Here is a 16,092-nt window from a genome sequence, read left to right on the forward strand (position 1 = left end):
GTGGGAGATTGGGGGCGTGACACAGATCGATCGTGACACCGACGAGCTCGTCGGAGAGTGGCTCACCATCAAAGAGGCGGCCAAGGCCCTCAACGTCAGTCCCAACCGCATCAAGCAGCTGATCCGGGAGCACAGGCTCCTGGGCGTCGTCCGCTCGGGCGAGCTGTCGGTGCCCGCCGCGTTCCTCGTCGACGGCGACACCCCGAAGGGGCTCCAGGGCACCCTCACGGTCCTGTCGGACTGCGGCTTCACCGAGAACGAGGCGTTGCGCTGGATGTTCACCGGCGACGACAGCCTGCCCGGCTCGCCCATCGAGGCGATCCTGGCCAACCGCGGCACCGAGGTGCGCCGCCGCGCCCAGGCACTGCTGCTGTAGTGCGCCGCCGCGAGCGCGCGGCCTCGGGAAACCTCAGTAGGGTGAGTGGCGTGACTGCGAGTTTGCGAGAACGCCTGGCCTCGGCCCGCCTGTACCTGTGCACGGACGCCCGCACCGAACGGGGCGACCTGGCCGGCTTCCTGGACGAGGCGCTGGCCGGGGGCGTGGACGTCGTCCAGCTGCGGGACAAGACGCTGGAGGCCCGCCAGGAGCTGGCGGTGCTGGAGACCATGCGCGAGGTGTGCGAGCGCCACGGCGCGCTGCTGGCGGTCAACGACCGCGCCGACATCGCGCGCGCCGTCCGCGCCGACGTCCTGCACCTGGGCCAGGGCGACCTCCCGGTGCGCCACGCCCGGGACGTCATCGGGGACGGGCCTCTGATCGGCCGCTCCAACAGCACGGTGGAACTCGCCTCCGCCGCCGACGGCGAGGACGGCGTCGACTACTTCTGCGTCGGCCCGGTGTGGGCCACCCCCACCAAGCCCGGCCGCGCGGCGGCGGGCCTGCCGGTGGTCGAAGGCGTCGCGGCCCTGAGGCCCGCGCGTCCCTGGTTCGCCATCGGCGGAATCGACCTGGGCAACCTCGACGAGGTCCTGGCGGCGGGCGCCCGCCGCGTCGTCGTCGTCCGGGCCCTCACGGAGGCCGAGGACCCCAGGGCGGCCGCGGCGGAGTTCGGGCGGAGGCTCGCCGAGGCGGGGTAGCGCGGCGGCGGTTTCCCCGCAGGCGGTTCCCTCCCCACCGGTTCCGGCGGGAGGGCTCAGCCGTGCACGTGGGACAGCGCGCTGGGGTGCTTGCGCAGGTAGCCCTCGATGGACTGGGCCGGGTGGCCGGTCAGGTCGGGGACGGTCTCGCTGACGGTGGCGAGCTCGCCCGCGGCGATGGCCGCGTAGGAGCTCACCCAGCCCTCGACCGCCCAGTCGGGGGCGTCCAGACGGCTGCGGGAGGCCACGGCCTCCAGCCAGGTCTCGGGGACGTACCGGATGCTCCTGCCGGTGAGCGCCGACAGGCGGTCCACGGTCTGGGACAGGGTCACCGCCTCGGAGCCGGTCACGTCGTAGGCCCTGCCCTCGTGCTGGGCCGGATCGCTCAGCACGGCGGTCGCCACGTCGGCGACGTCGTCCCGCGACACCCACGCCACCCGGCCGTCCCCCGCCGGTCCGCGGATCGCGCCGTCCTCGCCCGCCCAGTGGGGGAGCAGGTCCAGGTACAGGCCGGACCGCAGGAAGGTGTGCGCCACCCCGGTGGAGCGGATGTGCGCCTCGGTGTAGAAGTGGTCGCGCGCGAACGTGAACGTCGACGACGGGCCCGCGTTCAGGAACGACAGGTAGACGATGTGCCGGACCCCGGCGGCGATCGCGGCGTCCACGGCGCCGATGTGCAGGGACACCCGGTCGGGGGACTCCGAGGCCGGGACCAGGAACAGCACGTCCGCGCCGCGCACCGCGCGCTGGAAGGCCGCGGGGTCCTCGTAGGCCGCCATCGCCGCGCTGGAGCCGGGGGCCTCGGGGGCGCGGTTGAGGTCCCGTACGATCAGGCGCTGGGCGATGCCGCGCCGGGACAGCCGCGCGGCCACTCTGCCGCCGACCGCCCCGGTGACGCCGGTCGTGCCGATGGTGCGCGCTGCTGCCAGGTCCTCACCCATGACTCCATATCTTCGGCGAATGACCCGTTACGCGCACCTACCGCCGCGCCGGAGATCGCGTCGGGTTCCGGTAGGCGAGACCGCGCAGCAGCGTCTCGGCGGGCCCGCGCCGCCCCGCCCGCTCCTGGAGGTAGGCCGCCGCCACCGTGGCCAGCCACACGCCGAGCGCGAACAGCGCCATCGTGGCGCTCCCCAGGTGCGCGCCCAGTCCCAGGCCCCAGGCGGCCAGGACCGGGGCGCAGACCACCGACTGGGCGAGGTAGCAGGACAGCGAGCGCTTGCCGACGGCGGTGATCGCCACGACGGGCAGGCTCCCCCGGGCGCGCTCGCCCAGTCGGTGCGCGATGAGGCCGAAGAGGGCGACGTAGCCGATTCCGGCGGCCAGACCCGTCGAGGAGGAGACGGAGGAGAACACCCAGCTCGCGCTCTCGGGGAACGGGAACGCGCCCAGGTGGTGCAGGGCGTGCGGCAGCCCGCCCAGCCAGCCCACGGCGATCCCCGCGGCGGCGGTGGTCCGCAGCAGCGGGAGGTGGCGCCCGGGCTCCTCCAGGATCCGGTGCCGCGCGGCCCAGAAGGCCAGCAGCATCGCGGCCGGGATCGCGAGGGTCAGCAGGCCCTGGGCGAAGACCAGGACGACCCAGAACGCGGTGCGCGTCAGCATCGAGGTGAGGTAGTCCGCCTCGCCGGTGAGCCCCGTCGACAGCCCCATGAAGTCGAAGGCCTCGGGGACCTCCGTGACGGGGGCCCGCGCGGCGAAGTAGGCGCCCACGACGGAGAACAGTGTCGACAGCGCCAGGAGGCCGACGACGACTCCCGACCACACCAGCAGGGTGCGGTTCGCGCGCCGCAGGAACAGCCAGCCCATCAGCAGCCCCATGAACCCGTACGCGCCGAGGATGTCGCCCATCCACAGCAGCGAGGCGTGCACGAAGCCGAAGGCCAGCAGCCACAGGTTGCGCCTGCGCAGCAGCGCCCGCACGCTCTTCTCGTCGGCCCCGGCGGCGCGCTGGCGGTTCCACAGCTGCACCATCCCGTAGCCGAACAGGAAGGCGAACATCGGGTACGTCCGCCCGTCCACCACGGTGATCATGACGCCCTGCACGGCGCGGTCCAGGACGGTCCCGCCGTCGGGATGCGCGGTCGTCATGCCGGGGTCGGCCGCCCACAGGTACCAGACGGTGTTGGCGAGCGCGATCAGGAGCAGCATGAAGCCGCGGGCGAGGTCGGGCGCGAGCGCTCGCTCGCCCTGGCTGACCGGCCCGCGCACTCGGCTGGCGGTCCCGGGGTCCGTCATCGGGGAGACTCCTCGTCCGGTGGCGGCCCGGCCCGGCCGCCGTCGACTCCCAGAATCCCCCTTCCGGGGAAGGCGCGGCAATCCTTCTTTGGAATGACCCGGACTCGTCCGCGCGACCGGCGGGACCCTGCCGCCCTCCTCAGGGAAGCCCCCTAGGAGTGTCCGGTGGTCCCGACGTCGGGACCGTCGACCGGACCCTTGCGGCGGCCGGGAACCGGACACTTCTCCGCCGCCTCGGGTCCGATCGGCCTCCGACCGCCTAGGGTGGCGGTGTGGAGACCGAGATCGAGCTGTGGGAGCTCGCCGGACAGGCCTTCGTCAACGCGGTCCCCGCGTTGATGGAGATCTATTCGGCCGCCATGTCGCCGCCGAGGGAGCAGGTGTTCGGCAGACAGGCCATCATGCGCCAGCACGCCGCCTACCCGCTGTTCCACTCGGTGACCGCCGTGACCCCCGAGGGGGACGCGGTCGGGTTCGCCTACGGCTTCCACGGCCGCGCCGGGCAGTGGTGGCACGACGTGGTCACCCGCGAGCTGGAGCGCGGGGACCCGTCGGCGGCGCGCCGCTGGTTCGCCGACTCCTTCGAGATCGCCGAGGTGCACGTACTGCCCGCCTGGCAGGGGCGCGGGATCGGGCGGGCCGTCCTGCACCGGCTCACCGCGGCGCGCGCGGAGCGCGCCGCGGTCCTGTCCACGCACACCGGCCGGACCCCGGCGCGCTCCCTCTACGGCTCGCTCGGGTTCGTCGACGTGCTCACCGACTTCTACTTCCCCGGCAGCCCGGAGCAGGCGTTCGCCATCATGGCCGCGCCCCTGCCGCTGCGGCGGCGCGGGGGGCCCCGGCGAGCCGCTGGTAGATCTCACGGGTCGCGGTGGACTGGTTGAACGTGATGAAGTGGATGCCGGGCACGCCCTCGTCCAGGAGCCGCTCGCACAGCTTCGTGGCGTGCTCGACGCCCAGCTCGCGCACTGCCGCGGGGTCGTCGGCGACCCGGTCGAACTCCGCCGCCAGGTGGGCGGGGAAGGGCGCGCCGGACAGCTGCTCGGAGCGGGCGATGGTCGCGTACCTGGTGACGGGCATGATCTCGGGGATGACGGGCACGTCGCAGCCCTTGGCCGCCACCCGGTCGCGCAGCCGCAGGTACTCGTCGGCCTCGAAGAACATCTGGGTGATCGCGTAGTCGGCGCCCGCCCGGCACTTGCGGACGAAGAAGTCCACGTCGGAGTCGATGTCCGCCGAGCGCGGGTGCTTGTACGGGAACGCGGCCACGCCCACGCAGAAGTCGCCGCTCTCCTTGATCAGGCGCACCAGCTCCTCGGCGTAGGTCAGCCCCTCGGGGTGCTTGACCCACTCGCCCAGCGGGTCGCCGGGCGGGTCGCCGCGCAGCGCGAGCATGTTGGACACCCCCGCGCCCGCGAAGCGGCCGATGAGGTGCCGCAGCTCGCGCACCGAGTGGTTGACGGCGGTCATGTGCGCCACGGGCAGCAGCGTGGTGTCGGTGGCCATGCGCTCGGTGATGTCGACGGTGCGGTCGCGGGTGCCGCCGCCCGCGCCGTAGGTCACCGAGACGAAGGCGGGCCGCAGCGACTCCAGTTCGCGGATCACCCGCCAGAGCTTGCGCTCGCCTTCGGGGGTCTTGGGAGGGAAGAACTCGAAGGAGAAGGTGGGTTCACCGGCCGCGAGCAGCTCGTGGATGTGGCGGGGACGGGGGTTGACGCCGTGGGAGGCGGAGCGCGTGGGTGAGGCGAGCATGGCCTCCACTGTAGTCCACCGTGCCGGTGGGGTTTAGGGCGAGAGGCCCGGGGGCGGCCGGCGGGAACAGCCGATAGCCTGCCGACATGACCTCGTCGCACTTCTCCCCAGTCTCCTTCGTGCGTCCGGCTGTCGACGCCGAACTCACGGCGTTCGTCGGGCGCCGCCGCGCGTCGATACTGGAGATCGGAGCGGAGCTGGAACCGGTGCTGGACGCGCTGGACGCCATGATCGGCGGCGGCAAGCGGCTGCGCCCGGCGTTCTGCTACTGGGGCTGGCGCGGCGCGGGCGGCGGCGACGAGCCGGGGGTGTACACGGCCGCGGCCTCGCTGGAGCTGCTCCAGGCGTGCGCGCTGATCCACGACGACGTGATCGACAACAGCGACACCCGGCGCGGGCTGCCCGCCACCCACCGGCGGCTGGCGGCCCTGCACGAGCGGTCGGGCTGGAGCGGGGACGCCGCCGCCTTCGGGCGGGGCAGCGCGATCCTGCTGGGGGACCTGTGCCTTTCCTGGTGCGAGGACATGTACCAGTCGAGCGCGCTTCCTGCCGGTTCGCTGGCCGCGGGACGGGAGCCCTTCGACATGATGCGCACCGAGGTCATGGCGGGCCAGTACCTGGACCTGGTGGAGCAGACCCGCGGGGCGGACACCGTCGAGGCGGCGCTCCGGGTGATGCGCTTCAAGTCCGCCAAGTACACCGTCGAGCGGCCGCTGCACCTGGGGGCGGCGCTGGCCGGGCGCCACGCCGGGCTCGCCCCGGTGTACACCGCCTACGGCATCCCGCTCGGCATCGCCTTCCAGCTGCGCGACGACGTGCTCGGCGTCTTCGGCGACCCGGAGGAGACCGGCAAGCCCGCGGGTGACGACCTGCGCGAGGGCAAGCGCACCGTGATCGTGGCCGAGACGCTGCGCATGGCGGGGGCGGCCGACGCCGAGCGCTTCCGGAGACTGCTGGGGGACCCGGGCCTGGACGCGGAGGCGGTGGAGTGGATGCGCTCGGTGATCTCCGGCAGCGGGGCGCTGGACGCCTGCGAGGAGCGCATCGCGGGCTACGTGGCCGACGCCGCCAAGGCCCTGGAGAGCGACGAGATCGCCGACGGCGCGCGCTCCGCCCTCGCCGACCTGATCGTGGCGGCCACCACCCGCAGGCACTAGGGAAGCTCCGGCGCGGGGGTGGTTCGGCGTGCCGGTGCTTCGGGTGGGTCGTTCGGCCTCACGCCACGCGGATCGCGGGGTCACGGCGGGCGGCGACGGAGGGTGTCGGTCGGGGCCGCGCCCACGACGTCCGTTTCGCGTGGTTTCCGTTGATGATCTTGCTATTTCCCCCGAGAACCTTGACTCCGGGGGGAAACAGCAAGATCACCGGACATTAGAGGGCCGATTCCGCCCCCACCCGGAATGATCGTGGGCTTTCCGCCCGTTTCGGGGCCGGGAAGGGCGGAAAGCCCAAGACCGTCAACGGAACCCTCACGCGACGGACATCATGGGCGCGGCCCCGGCCCCCGCCCGCCATCGCCGCCCGCCGTGACCTCGCGATCCGCGTGGCGCGGGGCGCCCCGGTGGCGTACAACGCCCCGGAAAGGGCAGGGGCAGTCGTGTAAAGGCGCGGTGGCGGGTTGTTTCCGCTGCTCCGACGCTCTTGACGAACACGTGTTCGAGGGGTTTACTGGGTGTCAGCTCGAGCCTGCTGTTCGGCCGTGACGGTCGTGGAGTCCCCCTCGAATCGGGCTCGTTCCGGGTTGTCACCCCGTGGCGATCCGGAGCGTGTGCGGCCGGGCGGGTGGAGGGGAAGCCTCTCGCCCGGCCGCGTCCACTACGGCGCTCAGCCTGGAGGTGACGGCCTCGTGATTTCCCAACCGGCGATCTTCTCCGTCTCCGACGTCACGCGACGCCCGCGCAGGACGATCGCGCCTTCGGTTCCCTCGGCGCTGGAGTCGGCGCGCTCCTACCTCTCCGAGGCGCAGGCGACGGATTCTCCGCCCACGCGCTACGTCAACGCCCATCTGGCGGCCCTGCGGGTGGCGGCGGCGGTCCTCGCCCAGCGCGCCGACCCGGGGGCGCGGCCGGTGCGCGGCAGGCGGCCGCGCAGCGCCTGGGAGCTGCTGCCCAAGGCGGCCCCCGAGCTCGCCGAGTGGGCGGCCTTCTTCGACGCCGGGGCGCCCCGGCGGGCCGCCGCCGAGGCGGGGCTGAGCAACACGGTGACCCCGGCCGAGGCCGACGCGCTCCTGAAGGAGGCCCGCGCCTTCCTGTCGGTGGCCGAGTCCCTGCTCGGCCTGCGGCCCCCGCACGGCACGGACTGATCGCACGGGCGGGGACTCCCGAACGGCGCGAGGAGCGGTGGCCGCCCGGTCGGGCGGCCACCGCTCCTCGTCGTTGTTCTCCGCCCGGCCCCGGGAGCAAGGGGAGGCGGGACGTCCTCAGCGGTCGGACGTCCTTGGCGGGAAGGGCCCCGCCACCCCGCGGTCGGGGCGTGCGGGCCTTCGCGGCCCGCCGCGGACCCGCCCGGCCGGAGGGTTAGAAGGCGTCCACCGCGCGGCGCGCCTCGGGGTCCAGGACGCCCCAGTTGATGAGCTCCTCGGTCAGGTCGCCGGGCGAGCGGTCGTAGATGACCGCCAGCGAGCGCAGGTCCTCCTGGCGGATGGACAGCACCCGGCCGTTGTAGTCGCCGCGCTGGCTCTGGATGGTGGCCACGTAGCGGGCCAGCGGCCCGGCCTTGTCCTGGGGCAGCTGCTGCATGCGCTCCAGGTTGATGACCAGCTTGGGTGTGGGGCCCAGCGGGGTCGGCGCGGCGCCTCCCGGCAGGAGTTCCGACATGGGCACGCCGTAGAAGTCGGCGAGCTCGGCCAGCTTCTGCACGGTCACGGCGCGGTCACCGCGCTCGTAGGAGCCGACGACGACCGCCTTCCAGCGGCCGTGGGACTTCTCCTCGACACCGTGCAGGGACAGGCCCTGCTGGGTGCGAATGGCGCGCAGCCGCGCGCCCAGGGACTTTGCGTATTCCGATGGCATCTTCTTCATGCTCCCCGGCCGTGAAGGTTGCTGCTGGTGCGGGTGGCGGACTCGGGACGAGTTCGTGCGGTCGGCGCGACCGCGCCGGGAAACGTCGTGTGTGCGGTTTCGTCGGCGGGTCGCGGGGCCGTGCCCCCAGAATTGGTTACGGACAGTGACGGTAAGGCGGGGTGGGTCATCAGGTCAAGCCGTTGGGTGAAAACGCGACGAATCAGTGGCCAAACTGTGCGTAAGTGAGGCGGCTCTCATACCCCGACCAAATAGGACACACCGGGGTGGCTCCTGAGGTGGGAAGTCCTGTCATACAAGGCTTTTCGTGCGGTGGAGCCGTCCACTTCCACGGCTCGACGCGCTTCCCGGACCCTTTCGTCCGCGAAAAGTCAATCCTTTCTCGTGTGATCAGTGTCATATCCATGTGGCCTTCGAGGTCCTGTTCTGTCACCCAGGGGTAACAGCGCTGGTAGCGTGAGTTTCGTCCGACGTCCTTTAACGACCTGTCCCGTGAGACAGGGAAGGAGGTCATCTCATGCATGCCCGAAAACATGCGGATGATGGCAGTCAGTCGAGAGCAGTTCTCGAAGGCCCCGAGATCGACCGGGCGCTGACCCGGATCGCACACGAGGTGCTGGAACGCACCAAGGGCGGGGCCGACATCACCCTGCTGGGCATCCGCACCGGCGGCGTCCCCCTCGCCCGCCGCCTCGCCGAGCGCATCGAGCAGGTCGAGAACCGCTCGATCCCGTGGGGCGCGCTCGACATCACCATGTACCGCGACGACCTCCGCCTGGCCCCGGCCCGCGCGGTCGGCCGGACCGAGATCCCCGCCGAAGGCGTCGACGGCCGCGTCGTGGTCCTGGTCGACGACGTGCTCTTCTCCGGGCGCACCGTCCGCGCCGCCCTCGACGCGCTCAACGACCTGGGCCGCCCCCGAGCCGTGCAGCTGGCCGTCCTGGTCGACCGGGGCCACCGCGAGCTGCCGATCCGCGCCGACTACGTCGGCAAGAACCTCCCCACCTCGGTGCGCGAGAACGTCACCGTCCGGCTCCAGGAGCTGGACGGGCACGACGCCGTCCTGATCGGCCCGGCCAGGCCGCGCGCCGGACGGGCCCCCGAGGAGACCGCGACCGGCGGCACCGGGACGGAGGCCGACCGGTGATGAGGCACCTCCTCTCGGCCGGGGACCTCACCCTGGACGAGGCCACCCTGGTACTGGACACCGCCAAGGAGCTCGCCCAGGTCGGCGGCCGCTCGGTCAAGAAGCTCCCGACCCTGCGCGGGCGCACCGTGGTCAACCTCTTCTACGAGGACTCCACCCGCACCCGGATCTCCTTCGAGGCCGCCGCCAAGCGCATGTCGGCGGACGTCATCAACTTCTCCGCCAAGGGCTCCAGCGTCTCCAAGGGCGAGAGCCTCAAGGACACCGCGCTCACCCTGCAGGCCATGGGCGCCGACGGCGTGGTCATCCGGCACAGCGCCTCGGGCGCCGCCCACCGGCTGGCCGAGTGGGTGGACGGCGCGGTCGTCAACGCGGGCGACGGCACCCACGAGCACCCCACCCAGGCGCTGCTCGACGCCTACACGATCCGCGAGCGCATGGGCCGCCTGGACGGCCTGCGCGTGGCCGTCGTCGGCGACATCCGGCACAGCCGCGTGGCCCGCTCCAACGTGCTGCTGCTGAACACCCTCGGCGCGGAGGTCACCCTGGTGGCCCCGCCGACCCTGCTGCCCGTCTCGGTGCGGACCTGGCCGTGCTCGGTCTCCTACGACCTGGACGAGGTCCTGCCCAAGAGCGACGTCGTGATGATGCTGAGGGTCCAGGCCGAGCGCATGAACGCCGCGTTCTTCCCGACCGCGCGCGAGTACAGCCGCCGCTACGGACTGGACGGCGACCGCTTCGCGCGGATGCCCGACCACGCCATCGTCATGCACCCGGGACCGATGATCCGCGGCATGGAGATCTCCGCCGAGGTCGCCGACTCGCCCCGCTCCACCATCGTGGAGCAGGTGGCGAACGGCGTCAGCGTGCGCATGGCCGTGCTGTACCTGCTGCTGAGCGGGTCCGGCTCCGGGACCGGGAACTAGAGGAAGCCGAAGATGACCAACACGACCCACCTGATCCGCGACGCCCGGATCCTCGGCGGCGAGCGCGCCGACATCCTGCTGCGCGGGGGCCGGATCGAGGCGATCGGCCCCGGCCTCGCCGCGGACGGCGCCCAGGTCGTCGACGCCGCCGGCGCCGTCGCGCTGCCCGGCCTGGTGGACCTGCACACCCACCTGCGCGAGCCCGGCCGGGAGGACGCCGAGACCGTCGCCACCGGTTCGCGCTCGGCCGCCATGGGCGGCTACACCGCGGTGTTCGCGATGGCCAACACCGACCCCGTCGCCGACACCGCCGGGGTCGTCGAGCAGGTCTGGCGGCTGGGCCGCGAGGCGGGCCACTGCGACGTGCACCCCGTGGGCGCGGTCACCCGCGGCCTGGGCGGCGAGCACCTGGCCGAGCTCGGCGCGATGGCGGACTCCGCCGCCGGGGTGCGGGTGTTCTCCGACGACGGCATGTGCGTCTCCGACGCGCTGCTCATGCGCCGCGCGCTGGAGTACGTCAAGGCGTTCGACGGCGTCGTCGCCCAGCACGCCCAGGAGCCGCGCCTGACCGAAGGCGCCCAGATGAACGAGGGCGTGGTCTCGGACCGGCTGGGCCTGGCGGGCTGGCCCGCGGTGGCCGAGGAGGCGGTCATCGCCCGCGACTGCCTGCTCGCCGAGCACGTCGGCTCGCGCCTGCACATCTGCCACGTCTCCACCAAGGGGTCGGTGCAGATCATCCGCTGGGCCAAGAGCCGCGGCTGCGACGTCACCGCCGAGGTGACCCCCCACCACCTGCTGCTCACCGACGACCTCGCCGAGAGCTACGACCCGATCTACAAGGTCAACCCGCCGCTGCGCACCGCCGAGGACGTCGAGGCGCTGCGCGAGGGGCTGGCCGACGGCACCATCGACGTCGTGGCCACCGACCACGCCCCGCACCCGAGCGAGGCCAAGGAGACCGAGTGGTGCCACGCCGCCATGGGCATGCTCGGCCTGGAGACGGCGCTGTCGGTCGTGCAGCACACGATGGTCGACACCGGCCTCCTCGACTGGGCCGGGGTGGCCCGGCGCATGTCCGAGACGCCCGCGCGGATCGGCAGACTCACTGGTCAGGGCCGCCCGCTCGCGGTCGGCGAGCCCGCCAACGTTACGCTCTACGACACGAGCGCCGAACGGGTGGTCGACGCAGCTGCCATGGCCTCCAAGAGCATGAACTCGCCTTTCAACGGGATGACGCTGCCGGGCCGCGTCGCCGCCACCTTCCTGCGCGGCGTTCCGACGGTCCTCGATGGGAAGATCCAGTGACGACAAGCAACCACCAGTCCGCCCAGGTCCCCGCGATCCTGGTGCTCGAAGACGGCCGCGTGTTCCACGGCGTCTCCTTCGGCGCCGAGGGGGAGACCTTCGGCGAGATCGTGTTCAACACCGGGATGACCGGCTACCAGGAGACGCTCACCGACCCCTCGTACCACCGCCAGATCGTGGCCATGACCGCGCCGCACATCGGCAACACCGGGGTCAACGACGACGACCCCGAGTCCGGCCGGATCTGGGTCGCCGGGTACGTCGTGCGCGAGCCCGCCCGCATCCCGTCGAACTGGCGCGCCAAGCGGACCCTGGACGAGGAGCTGCGCCAGCAGGGAGTCGTGGGCATCGCGATGCCCGGCACCCGCGCGCTCACCCGCCACCTGCGCGACAAGGGCGCGATGCGCGCCGCCGTCAGCACCGTCGAGACCGACCCCGAGCGGCTCCTGGAGCGCGTGCTGGCCAGCCCCCGGATGGCGGGAGCCGACCTGGCGGGCGAGGTCACCACCGGCGCCCCGTACACGGTCGCCCCGCCCGAGGGCGTGCCCACCCGGTTCACCGTCGCGGCGGTCGACCTGGGCATCAAGGCGATGACCCCGCAGCGCCTCGCCGAGCGCGGCTGCGAGGTCCGGGTGCTGCCCGCGGGCAGCACCGCCGAGGAGATCCTCGCCCTCGGCACCGACGGCGTGTTCTTCAGCAACGGCCCCGGCGACCCCGCCGCCGCGGACGCGGCCGTGGCCGCGATGCGCGGGGTGCTGGACGCGGGCAAGCCGCTGTTCGGCATCTGCTTCGGCAACCAGATCCTGGGCCGGGCGCTCGGCCTGGGCACCTACAAGCTGCCTTTCGGCCACCGCGGCGTCAACCAGCCGGTCCGCGACACCCGAACCGGGCGCGTCTACATCACCAGCCAGAACCACGGCTTCGCGGTGCGGGCCGACACCGACGGGCCGTTCGACACCCGGTACGGCCGCGCCGAGGTCAGCTACATCGGGCTCAACGACAACGTGGTCGAGGGGCTCCGGCTGCTGGACCGCCCGGCGTTCAGCGCCCAGTTCCACCCCGAGGCCGCCGCGGGTCCGCACGACGCCGCCGAGCTGTTCGACGCCTTCGTCGACCTGATGGCCGACCACAAGGGCGCGCAGGCCTCCGCGGGCGTCTGACCGGGGAGACCGCCAACGCCGCCCCGTCCCCCCGTTCCGTCCGCCCCGGACGGGGCAGGGGACGCGGCGGGACACCCTCCGCGGACCGGCCGCGCCGGTGCCCGCGCCTCCACAGCCTCGCTTCGACACTGAGGAATACAAGCAATGCCGCGCCGTACTGATCTGTCATCCGTGCTCGTGATCGGCTCCGGGCCGATCGTCATCGGCCAGGCGTGCGAGTTCGACTACTCCGGCACCCAGGCGTGCCGGGTGCTCAAGGCCGAGGGCCTGCGGGTCATCCTGGTCAACTCCAACCCGGCCACGATCATGACCGACCCGGAGTTCGCCGACGCCACCTACGTCGAGCCGATCACGCCGGAGATGGTCGAGAAGATCATCGCCAAGGAGCGCCCCGACGCGCTGCTGCCCACGCTGGGCGGCCAGACCGCGCTGAACACCGCTGTGGCGCTGCACGAGGCCGGGGTCCTGGCCAAGTACAACGTCGAGCTGATCGGCGCGAACATCGACGCCATCCAGTCCGGGGAGGACCGCGACGTCTTCAAGGGCATCGTGGCCCGGATCGGCGGGGAGTCCGCCCGCTCGGTGATCTGCCACACCATCGAGGAGTGCCTGGACGCCGCCGCGGCGCTGAGCTACCCGGTCGTGGTGCGCCCGTCCTTCACCATGGGCGGCGCCGGCTCGGGCTTCGCGCACGACGAGGCCGAACTGCGCCGCATCGCGGGCCAGGGCCTGGCGCTGTCGCCCACCACCGAGGTGCTCCTGGAGGAGTCCATCCTCGGCTGGAAGGAGTACGAGCTGGAGCTGATGCGCGACGTCCACGACAACGTGGTGGTCGTGTGCTCCATCGAGAACCTCGACCCGATGGGCGTGCACACCGGCGACTCCATCACGGTGGCGCCCGCCATGACGCTCACCGACCGCGAGTACCAGCGGCTGCGCGACATCGGCATCGCCGTCATCCGCGAGGTCGGCGTGGACACCGGCGGCTGCAACATCCAGTTCGCCGTGCAGCCCGAGACCGGCCGGATCATCGTCATCGAGATGAACCCGCGCGTCTCGCGCTCCTCGGCGCTGGCCTCCAAGGCCACCGGCTTCCCGATCGCCAAGATCGCCGCCAAGCTCGCCATCGGCTACACCCTGGACGAGATCCCCAACGACATCACCGCCGAGACCCCGGCCAGCTTCGAGCCGGCCCTGGACTACGTGGTCGTCAAGGTGCCCCGCTTCGCGTTCGAGAAGTTCCCCGGCGCGGACCCCGGCCTGACCACCACCATGAAGTCCGTGGGCGAGGCCATGGCCATCGGCCGCTCCTTCCCCGAGGCGCTGCAGAAGGCCATGCGCTCGCTGGAGAAGAAGGGCGTCGGCCTGTCCTGGGCCGGCGAGCCCGGGGACCGGGCCGAGCTGCTGCGCGCGGCCGCCGTGCCCACCGAGCACCGCCTCCACCAGGTCCAGCAGGCGCTGCGCGCGGGCGCGACGGTGGCGGAGCTGTACGAGGCGACCAGGATCGACCCGTGGTTCCTGGACCAGATGATGCTGCTGGAGGAGAAGGCCCGGGAGCTGGCCGCGGCCCCCAAGCTGGAGGCCGGGCTGCTGCGCTCGGCCAAGCGGCTGGGCTTCTCCGACGCGCAGATCGGCGAGGTCACCGGCAGGAACGAGGAGGTCGTCCGCGAGCTGCGCGGCGCCCTCGGCGTGCACCCGGTCTACCTGACCGTGGACACCTGCGCGGCCGAGTTCGCCGCCCGGACCCCGTACCTGTACTCCAGCTACGACGAGGAGACCGAGGTCCCCCAGGGCACCCGGCCCAAGGTGATCATCCTGGGCTCGGGCCCCAACCGCATCGGCCAGGGCGTGGAGTTCGACTACAGCTGCGTGCACGCCTCCTTCGCACTGTCCGACGCGGGCTACGAGACCGTCATGGTCAACTGCAACCCCGAGACGGTCTCCACCGACTACGACACCAGCGACCGGCTCTACTTCGAGCCGCTGACGCTGGAGGACGTCCTGGAGGTCGTGCGCGCCGAGCAGCTGACCGGCGAGGTCGCGGGCGTGATCGTGCAGCTGGGCGGCCAGACCCCGCTGGGGCTGGCGCGCGAGCTCAAGGCGGCGGGGGTGCCCATCGTCGGCACCAGCCCCGAGGCCATCGACCTGGCGGAGGACCGCGGCGAGTTCGGCCGGGTCCTGGCCGAGGCCGGGCTGCCCGCGCCCAAGCACGGGATGGCCCACTCCTTCGACGAGGCCAGGGCCATCGCCGACGAGATCGGCTACCCGGTGCTGGTGCGCCCCTCCTACGTGCTGGGCGGCCGGGGCATGGAGATCGTCTACGACGAGGCCATGCTCGCCGGGTACATCGAGCGCAACGCCGAGGTCAGCCCCGAGCACCCGGTGCTGGTCGACCGCTTCCTCGACGACGCCATCGAGATCGACGTGGACGCCCTCTACGACGGCTCCGAGCTGTACCTGGGCGGCATCATGGAGCACATCGAGGAGGCCGGGATCCACTCGGGCGACTCCGCGTGCGCCCTGCCCTCCATCACGCTGGGCCAGGAGGACATCGAGCGCATCCGCTACTCCACCGAGGGCATCGCCGCCGGGACGGGGGTGCGCGGCCTGCTCAACGTGCAGTACGCGCTCGCCTCGGGCGTGCTGTACGTCCTGGAGGCCAACCCGCGCGCCTCGCGCACCGTGCCGTTCGTGTCCAAGGCCACGGCGGTCCCGCTGGCCAAGGCCGCCGCGCGGGTGATGATGGGCACCACCATCCGGGAGCTGCGCGCCGAGGGGATGCTGCCCGCCGAGGGCGACGGCGGAACCCTGCCCCCGGACGCCCCGGTCGCGGTCAAGGAGGCGGTGCTGCCCTTCAACCGCTTCATCGACCGCCAGGGACAGGGCGTGGACACCGTGCTGGGCCCGGAGATGCGCTCCACCGGCGAGGTCATGGGCCTGGACGTGGACTTCGGCACCGCCTACGCCAAGTCCCAGCTGGCCGCCTACGGCTCGCTGCCGACGTCGGGGACGGTGTTCGTCTCGGTCGCCAACCGGGACAAGCGCACCATGATCTTCCCGGTCAAGCGCCTGGCCGACCTGGGCTTCGAGATCCTGGCGACCGAGGGCACCGCGCTGGCGCTGCGCAGGCACGGCGTCCGGGCCGGCGTGGTGCGCAAGCACAGCTCGGGGACGGGCCCCGACGGCGAGCCGACGATCGTGCAGCTCATCCACGACGGCGCGGTGGACCTGATCGTCAACACCCCGTTCGGGAGCGCGGGCCAGTCCGGGCCCCGCCTGGACGGCTACGAGATCCGCACGGCCGCCGTCGTGCGCGGTGTGCCCAGCGTTACCACCGTGCAGGGGCTGGCCGCCGCCGTGCAGGGCATCGAGGCGCTGGTCGACGGCGGTGTCGGGGTGCGCTCCCTCCAGGAGCACACCCGGGCGCTGCGCGCCGCCGCCGGGTAGCGGTCGGCCCGGGGCGGCCCGTG

14 protein-coding genes are annotated in these 16,092 nt (G+C 72.6%); 10 read left to right on the top strand and 4 right to left on the bottom strand.

What is annotated here, in order from left to right:
- Positions 1 to 16 precede the first annotated feature (16 nt).
- Together EV190_RS11115 and thiE are read left to right on the top strand one after the other, a co-directional pair.
- Positions 17 to 376, top strand: a complete 360-nt coding sequence (locus EV190_RS11115; RefSeq protein ID WP_133741425.1) for an Rv2175c family DNA-binding protein — start codon at positions 17 to 19, stop codon at positions 374 to 376.
- A 50-nt stretch (positions 377 to 426) separates the two neighbouring features.
- A complete protein-coding gene (thiE, locus tag EV190_RS11120) occupies positions 427 to 1,077 on the top strand; it encodes a thiamine phosphate synthase (protein ID WP_133741426.1) in 651 nt (216 codons plus the stop codon).
- 56 nt (positions 1,078 to 1,133) lie between these two features.
- Here the strand turns inward: thiE and EV190_RS11125 are convergent, their stop codons facing one another.
- Together EV190_RS11125 and EV190_RS11130 are read right to left on the bottom strand one after the other, a co-directional pair.
- Complete coding sequence (locus EV190_RS11125) at positions 1,134 to 2,018, bottom strand: SDR family oxidoreductase (protein WP_133741427.1); 885 nt, start codon at positions 2,016 to 2,018, stop codon at positions 1,134 to 1,136.
- Between the two features lie 37 nt (positions 2,019 to 2,055).
- Positions 2,056 to 3,312: a DUF418 domain-containing protein gene (locus EV190_RS11130; protein WP_133741428.1), complete on the bottom strand. Its 1,257-nt coding sequence runs from the start codon at positions 3,310 to 3,312 to the stop codon at positions 2,056 to 2,058.
- Between the two features lie 272 nt (positions 3,313 to 3,584).
- On the opposite strand from EV190_RS11130, the gene EV190_RS11135 reads away from it, so the two are divergent.
- Positions 3,585 to 4,196 (top strand): GNAT family N-acetyltransferase, encoded by a 612-nt coding sequence (locus EV190_RS11135; RefSeq protein WP_133741429.1) that lies wholly within the window; start codon positions 3,585 to 3,587, stop codon positions 4,194 to 4,196.
- Here the strand turns inward: EV190_RS11135 and metF are convergent.
- The gene (gene metF, locus EV190_RS11140) at positions 4,111 to 5,064 is read right to left on the bottom strand and encodes a methylenetetrahydrofolate reductase [NAD(P)H] (protein ID WP_133741430.1); all 954 of its coding nucleotides are present in this window, start codon (positions 5,062 to 5,064) and stop codon (positions 4,111 to 4,113) included. The two genes, EV190_RS11135 and metF, sit on opposite strands and share 86 nt — an antisense overlap.
- A gap of 86 nt (positions 5,065 to 5,150) precedes the next feature.
- On the opposite strand from metF, the gene EV190_RS11145 reads away from it, so the two are divergent.
- Entirely contained in the window at positions 5,151 to 6,221 is a 1,071-nt protein-coding gene (locus EV190_RS11145; RefSeq protein WP_133741431.1) for a polyprenyl synthetase family protein, read from the top strand.
- A 689-nt stretch (positions 6,222 to 6,910) separates the two neighbouring features.
- Complete coding sequence (locus EV190_RS11150) at positions 6,911 to 7,366, top strand: SAV_6107 family HEPN domain-containing protein (RefSeq protein ID WP_133741432.1); 456 nt, start codon at positions 6,911 to 6,913, stop codon at positions 7,364 to 7,366.
- A gap of 214 nt (positions 7,367 to 7,580) precedes the next feature.
- On the opposite strand, the gene bldD is transcribed toward EV190_RS11150, so the two are convergent.
- A complete protein-coding gene (bldD, locus tag EV190_RS11155) occupies positions 7,581 to 8,075 on the bottom strand; it encodes a transcriptional regulator BldD (protein ID WP_133741433.1) in 495 nt (164 codons plus the stop codon).
- A gap of 526 nt (positions 8,076 to 8,601) precedes the next feature.
- Here bldD and pyrR point away from each other — a divergent pair.
- The 5 genes from pyrR to carB all read left to right on the top strand — a co-directional run bounded on the left by pyrR (position 8,602) and on the right by carB (position 16,069).
- A complete protein-coding gene (gene pyrR / locus EV190_RS11160; protein ID WP_133741434.1) occupies positions 8,602 to 9,231 on the top strand; it encodes a bifunctional pyr operon transcriptional regulator/uracil phosphoribosyltransferase PyrR in 630 nt (209 codons plus the stop codon).
- Positions 9,231 to 10,157, top strand: a complete 927-nt coding sequence (locus EV190_RS11165) for an aspartate carbamoyltransferase catalytic subunit (protein WP_133741435.1) — start codon at positions 9,231 to 9,233, stop codon at positions 10,155 to 10,157. Before pyrR ends, EV190_RS11165 begins: the two co-directional genes overlap by 1 nt.
- 12 nt (positions 10,158 to 10,169) lie before the next feature.
- Positions 10,170 to 11,462 carry a dihydroorotase gene (locus tag EV190_RS11170; protein ID WP_133741436.1) on the top strand — a complete coding sequence of 431 codons (1,293 nt, stop codon included), beginning with the start codon at positions 10,170 to 10,172 and terminating at the stop codon, positions 11,460 to 11,462.
- A complete protein-coding gene (gene carA / locus EV190_RS11175; RefSeq protein WP_133741437.1) occupies positions 11,459 to 12,622 on the top strand; it encodes a glutamine-hydrolyzing carbamoyl-phosphate synthase small subunit in 1,164 nt (387 codons plus the stop codon). The genes EV190_RS11170 and carA overlap by 4 nt, the downstream gene beginning before the upstream one ends.
- A 144-nt stretch (positions 12,623 to 12,766) precedes the next feature.
- A complete protein-coding gene (carB, locus tag EV190_RS11180; RefSeq protein ID WP_133741438.1) occupies positions 12,767 to 16,069 on the top strand; it encodes a carbamoyl-phosphate synthase large subunit in 3,303 nt (1,100 codons plus the stop codon).
- Positions 16,070 to 16,092: the final 23 nt, after the last annotated feature.

This window comes from Actinorugispora endophytica (assembly GCF_004363075.1).
In the GTDB taxonomy this organism is placed as follows: Bacteria; Actinomycetota; Actinomycetes; order Streptosporangiales; family Streptosporangiaceae; genus Actinorugispora; species Actinorugispora endophytica.